1 protein-coding gene, 1 tRNA gene and 1 pseudogene are annotated in these 6,934 nt (G+C 61.0%); 2 read left to right on the top strand and 1 reads right to left on the bottom strand.

Translation table 11 applies throughout. The annotated features are described in order from the left end of the window. Positions 1-861: 861 nt before the first annotated feature. Positions 862-3,180 (top strand): annotated as a pseudogene (locus NX05_RS16290) (HrpF/NolX family T3SS translocon protein); the annotation flags it as partial. Positions 3,181-4,225: 1,045 nt separating this feature from the next. Further along, entirely contained in the window at positions 4,226-5,881 is a 1,656-nt protein-coding gene (xopAE, locus tag NX05_RS16285) for a type III secretion system effector XopAE (RefSeq protein ID WP_039433857.1), read from the top strand. A gap of 410 nt (positions 5,882-6,291) precedes the next feature. Here the strand turns inward: xopAE and NX05_RS16280 are convergent. After that, a tRNA-Arg gene (locus tag NX05_RS16280) sits at positions 6,292-6,368 on the bottom strand. Positions 6,369-6,934: the final 566 nt, after the last annotated feature.

Genomic DNA, 6,934 nt, shown 5'->3' with positions numbered 1-6,934 from the left:
TGCGCTGGATCGCATTTTTGCGTGCTTGGTTGCAGGTGGTGCGGGCGCGTTCCTCAACGCCCTCACGCACCATGTGGTCCGCAAACATGGCACTGGAGGTTTGAGAGGGGTTTTTCAGGGGCGACTAGATATCCCCACACCTTATATATCTGGGCTCAGCACTTGGTTCGGACTCTCGCAGATACATTGGCAACGTTGCGTGCGCGTGCAGCGGGCGCTTGGATGATCCTTTACGCAATCAAACAGAGGGCTGGTAAGCCACGAATCTCAACAATGTGGCGGGCGACCTGCGGTCACCATGCGTGTCGCTCTACGCAAGGCGACATTATCAGCAGCTGTTAATAACGTGGTATTGTCTCGGCATTCATGCGTCCCCGCCGAGCTTTGGCCGGAACAAGTGACGCGCACGCACCTGCATCGCAACGAACAGGCGTGGAAAGACATCGGCACATCGATTTTTGCGCTTTTTTCGCCAAAATAGTTCGTCGGCCAGGGTGCACATCACGCAGATCGGCAGACTATGTCCTACGCCGCATGGGCTCGTCCGTGCGACCGTATGAGGTGCCACTCATACGAAGGTGCTCTGTCACTTCTGTCATTGCGAGGCCGCCTATGTCGCTCAATACGCTTTCTACCGGTAGCAACCCCAGTCAATTCCTGGGTACATCGTTGGATGAGTCGTCTTCGTCGAGTTTGTTGGGACCGGATTCGTCCAAGGATGGGTCCGATCTGCCCACGGCGATGGACAATATTTTTCAGCAAATTTATCTGCTGCTGGCGGCCCTGCAGGCCAACACGCCAACACATGCACCAGGCAATACGCCGTCAGCTGCGCCAGACGGTGATGGCAGCAGCCAGCTGTCGGCATCGGACTGGCAAGCCACCCAGCCGATCGAGCAGCGCACCTCCTGGCCATCCCTGGGCTACGACTTCAATGCCAAGCACATCAAGGGGAAGGATGCGCCGCCGGCGTTGGAGGGTTCGACGGTCACCTGGAACGATGGCACGCTGACCAAGTCGGAGCTTCAGATCGTTTCGACGCTGAATGCACACAAGGATCAGATGCCGCTCGAGTACAAGCATCTCGACGACAAGATCAACGATCCTTCAACGCCCCCCGACCTGAAAGCCGCGTTGCAAGGCCTGAAACAAGATCCGCGACTCTTCTTTGCCATCGGCTCTCAGGGGGACGGCAAGTGCGGCGGCAAGATCAATGGGCAGAATCTTTGGGACTTTTCGGATTCTCATCCACAAGTCAAGGCATTGGGTGGGAAGAACGACGAGTTCAACCCGAAGAACATCAAGGGCTCCAACCCGCCACCGGCAGCGGAGGGCTCGACGGTCACCTGGAACGACGGCCAGCTCAATCAATCTGAACTGGAGATTGTTTCGGTCCTGGATCGGCACAAGGACCAAATCGGGTCCTTGCCCTTCGATCAGCTGGACGCAAAGATCAATGATCCATCGACCCAACCCGACTTGAAGCAGGCGTTGATCGGACTGCAGAAGGATCCCCGTTTGTTCTTTGCTATCGGCTCGCAGAAGGACGGCAAGTGCGGCGGCAGGATCAACGGAAATAACTTGACGGATTTCTCTTATTACCATCCGCAAATTGCTGAGTACAACGACAAAAAGGCGAAGGGCTACACCCAAAACTACATCGCATCCGATAGCCCCGACAAAACCAAGGCGTCGGTCATGACCAAAAGCGATGCCCTGCGCGAGCTGTATCGCTATTCCGACTATCTGCCCGGCAACCTGAGCGAGGACGAATTCGCCAAGATCGTCGATGGCGACAGCAAGACCGGCAAATGCCCGCCGCAGGTGATCGCGGCTGCTCAATACTTTCGCGATCATCCGGACGAGTGGAAGGAATTTGCAGGGGATTCGGGGTCGATGAGCACGCCGGATTTCCTGCAGAAATCCACCTCCGAAATGCACCTGACCGCGGACGAGCAGAAGACGCTGGACACCATCAACAGTCATCAGGACGCGTTCTACGGCGACGGCAAGGAAATCACGCGCGACAAGCTCGACGCGATCTCCAAGGACGACAAGGCCGACCCGGCCGTCAAGCAGGCCGCGACGCAGTTGTTGGCCGACCCGCTGCTGTTCGGCTTGTTGAACAATTCCATCACCGGCTACAAGAAGCCCCATCACTTCTTCGGCGGCGGCCATGTCGTGGACTCGGGCAAGATCAGTCAGAACGATTTCCGGCAGTTCTATGACCACATGAGCGCAGCCAACAAGACCGTGGACACGCCGGTCACGCACGAGGCGAGCTCGCCAGATCAGCAAAAGGCTGTCGCAGACATGCTGGTGGGCAAGGACGATCCGCCCGCGATCAAGAAGCCCAAAAAGGACGTCGGTACGTTCCAGCATGGCTTGCACGAGTTCCTCAAGTGGGACAGCCAGATCCTGGACTGGATGTCGGTCGGGCTCAGCGCATTGAATGGGATTCCCATCATCGGCGAAATTGCCGATGCGGCATCGATTGCATTGGAGAGCGAGGCGCAGGCGGCGCAGGTGGCCGACACCGCGATTCAAGGTGGGGACATGTCGCTTGCGTTGAAGCTGGCCGGCATCAATATGGCCGGGGCGGCGATCGGTGCAATCGGTGGGCCCACCGCCAGAATCGCAGCCAAGGGGGCCGCCAAGGGGGTCGCCGAGGCTGCAACCAAAGGGGTCGCCGAGGGCGCGGCTAAGGAAGCGGCCGAGACCGGGGCAAGGCAGGCTGCCGAGGCTGCGGCCAAGGGAGCAGCAGCGGGCACAGCCAGCGGCGCGGCCAAGGGAGCAGCAGCGGTCACAGCCAGCGGCGTGGCCAAGGGAGCAGCAGCGGTCACAGCCAGCGGTGTGGCCAAGGGAGCAGCAGGGGCCACGGCTAAAGAGACCAGTGGCTCCGTTGCCAGGCAGGCATTCCAGGACGGGGCCAAGAGCACCGCTGGATCTGCTGCCAAGGAGGCAGTCGGCGACGGGGCAAAAGGAGCGGCCAATGGCTCGGCGAAAGAAGCAGAGCGGTCTGCTGCTAGGAAGGCAGCCAACAACCGCTTCAAGAAAGCGCCTAGAGGGCCGGCCAAGCCGCGGCCGAATGCTGCTGAGTTCGCCAAGGGTTATGTCGCGGGTACCACAATCAGTAAATCGGTTGAAATTCTCAAGATGCCGATCTTGGGAGGCTTGCATTACGAAGAATATAAACTGGACAAGCAGAAAGACGGTGAGATCCACCAGAAGCTGGAAAACGCCGGCGGCGTCCCGGTGGGTAAGCAGATTATTCCCAAAGGTATCGCCGACAACTTCGAGGGAGACGTGCGGCAGAATCTGAGGAATGTCAGAGTGCGTCATAGATAACGCACATGCCACAGCGACAGTTGCGTTAGACATCCTGCAGCTGGCGTCGGTGCTCGGGACCTTGGGCGTTGCGGCAACGACGGTCGATCAGCCACGCCGCGCTGCGGGATCGCGCTGCGCTGATGCGTTGCATTATCGATTGGCGGCCTTCGTATGGACGTGCCTCTAGGTGCCTGGAGGCACGTTCCGGTGCCGCTACAGCCGTAACGTGTCTCCGGGCGACCAAGCGACGGAATGCTAGAGGTTGTCCCGGCAGCGTCAACGTCGTTGCAATGAACACGGTCGCCACGCGCAGAACTGGGTCGCGAACGATGCGACGCATTACCTGATCGGTCGCCCGTCGCCATCATGTGTCTCACGCTGAAAACCGGTTAAATCGAACCTCGAACCATTCACCGCTTTCGGTGAGGAGATACGCAGCAAAGCTGCGCCTTTGGACACAAGCGCGTGATTCGCCAGGCGATGCAACCGCTTCGCTTCAGTGCTGCGATGGCAGTCGCGTCGCAGTAGCCTACGTTGGGGAACGCTGCAGCCAGCCGACTACGCAGGAGATTCGTCCATGTTAAATATAAATTTAAATCGCTTACTGCGCGCTCGTCCGCGAACGGATACCGCCGACCAAGCACCCGCTGAAGACCGTCCTTCACGGCAACCTTCGAGCGCGGAGGGCTTGCTGAGCCCTCTACTCGCGCGGCCGCGGCGGCGCGAAAGCACGTCGGCCGCAGATCCCTTGGCACCCAGAAACCCGGCACAACGGCGCCTTACCCGGTCACCTCTGCGTGCGTCGAGCCAACCGGTTGCGCTAGCTGGAGCGTCTTCAGCGCCACCGCCCAGCATCGAACAGGACATCGACGATTGGCTTGCGCGAAGCCTGCCGATGGCAGAGCAGGTCCGAATCGGCCTCAACCTCCATGACGGGGTAAGCGATACGTCGCGGGTGGTGCTGCAGGACGTGGCAAACGCAATCCGCCGTGCAGCGACCAACCGAAGCACCGAGCTCGTCATCAACTACGGCCTTCCTGCCAGGACGCTGCCTGATGCGGTCGGCCGGCTTGACGCGTTACAGACATTGACGCTGGCCCATACCGGGCTTGTGTCGCTGCCGGACAGCCTGGGACAGCTGCAGCAGCTCCGCCAGCTGCAAGTTTTTGGCGCTACGGGCCTGAAAAAGCTGCCACCTTCGTTGACGCACCTGTCCAATCTAAAAACCCTCGAATTGATGAATGCCCCGTTGGACGAGCTGCCCGCGGACCTGGGGCGTATGCAAGGTCTGCGCCACCTCGCGCTAGGCGGCGTGCACTGTGAGCGCCTGCCGGCCAGCATCGTTGAACTGGGCCGATTGACCGAATTGCGCATGAAGTACTCGTCGCATTTGCGCGAGCTGCCTGAAAACATCGGCCTCATGCAGGGGCTCAGGTCGCTGGCGGTAACATCAAACTCCAAGCTGGAGCAACTTCCAGGCAGTCTCACCCGGCTGCAGCGGCTGAAAAAACTCAACCTCTCCTCCAACCACCGGCTGGCGCACTTGCCCGAGGACATCGGTCGACTGAGCGGCTTGAAGGAACTGTCGCTGAAAAATTGCGCCGCGCTCCAGCGGTTGCCAGACAGCGTGGGGGATCTTGCCCAGCTGCAACTGCTGGACCTGCGCGGCACCGGCCTGCAGACCCTTCCACCGTGGCTGGCACGACTGCCCGCTGGCTGCGATATCAAGGTGCCGGATCATCTGGCAGGCCAATTGCTGCGGATCCGCGACCCAGAGCACGAGCAGCGCGCGGCACAGCGCCGGGCACAGCGCGCGGCACAGCGGATGGCCGACAGACCGCGGCACGCGCCCGTGCCGGCGGCGCAACAGGCCGGGGCGTCCTGGAACCGCTTCCGCGAGTTCACGGGCGTGTTGCGCGGTGTCGATGCCGAGCTGGGCAAGCGTTTTGAAAAGTGGACGCGGGGGCTGGAGCAAGATGCCGGGCTCTTCGCCGCACACATCAGGCCCGCCGACATGACACTGCTCGACCAAGTGGTGGCCGAGGCCATTCGTTCACCCGAATTCCGCACAAGCTTCGACCAATTTTTGAGCGACCACACCGTCAAGAGGCTCAACCTGGATGGCATGACGCAAGTGGGCGGTTTCGGTCGCGCCGTGCTAGGAGACGTCACAACCGCGTTTGCTGAGATGCTCAAGCACAAGATCATGCACACGCAGAACCACGAGACCGCACTGGGCCTGCTGCAGGAAGCCCTGCAAAATCCCGCGTTGGAGCTGTCCAGGGAGAGGCTGCTGCGCAGCAGGAATGCACTCACCGGGCGTTCGGAAATGTGGCCGCCATTGAAGGCCTACATCTCCATGCACGATGAGCAGGGAGAAGCGGCGCAGGATGCGGCGACCACGTGGGCGACGGCGCAGTTCGAGGAAGCGCAAGAGGGTGGCATCGGGGACGCAGAGGCAAAGCAGGAGTCCGAACAGGCGCAGGCCAACGCGAACCGCTTCATCGAAGAGCGGGCGCGTAAACTGATCAAGGAATGGCACATCCGTTAGACCCTGGGAACCGGCGACGTCGCACCCGGCAATTTCAACGGCAGGCATGCTGATGATGTTGATCGCAGAACTCGGCGGGTGTTTGCCCGCCGAGTCCATGCAGTCTGTATTGGATGCCGGCAACCAGCCAAGCGGCGGCCGGTCGGTTTGCTCGCTTCACTGACGCTGCGGAACCCGTGCATATCCCCAACGCCGCGTTGTTCGCAGTCGTTGAAGCGTTCCATGAAGCCGCGTGACTGCATGGGGCAGCCATCTTCTGCACTTCTGCGTTGAGGGCTGGTGCGCCCATCTATGCCACGATCAGTCCGGGTGCCAATGGATCCGGATAAACCTTTTGATGTACAGACAACAAAAAACCCTCGATCTCTCGAGGGCTTTTGTTCGTCCAAGGACACGCCTGGAACTGAAATTGGTGCGCCCGGAGGGATTCGAACCCCCGACCAATGGCTTCGGAAGCCACTACTCTATCCGGCTGAGCTACGAGCGCCTGGCCGCGCATTATGCCAGAACAGCCGGCATGCGCGTGATGGGGCCTAGCGGCGCGGGACCTGGCGAGCCACGGCGTCACTCGAGACGTCATGGCACCGGCCTCTCGGTCCGTGCACTCGCTGGGTGGCAACCGGATGCCCAGGTTCGAGCGCGCAGGATCCAGGCCGGGCAACGGTGTCGCCGTCTCAGGCGGCAGTCCCCAGAACGCAAGACCGCTCAACGTCCCCAGTCTGAGCGTGCGGCTGAGCACGCGCCCGAGTGCGGTCACTGCCGAGCTTGCGTTGTAGCCGCACGCCCGCCGCACGCCTGACTGCACCAAGGTCCGGCTTCGCTGCTTGCGACCTCGATCGTCGAGGCCAGCCGCACCCATGAACAGCCTGCCATCGCGGACGCAGGGCATTCCCAAGAGTGCCGCCCGGGCAGCGCCCACCCGCGCCGGTAATCCCCCCGCAGGTTAGCTGACGCCAGAAGTGGAATTTTCTCGTACCCTTTTCCGAGGAGGTTCCATGAAGACATCCCGCTTCACCGACAGCCAGATCATCGCCGTGCTCAAACAGGCCGAGG

The sequence above is a fragment of the Xanthomonas vasicola genome, from assembly GCF_000772705.2.
GTDB lineage: Bacteria > Pseudomonadota > Gammaproteobacteria > Xanthomonadales > Xanthomonadaceae > Xanthomonas > Xanthomonas vasicola.
This window is presented reverse-complemented; position numbering and strand designations above follow the sequence as displayed.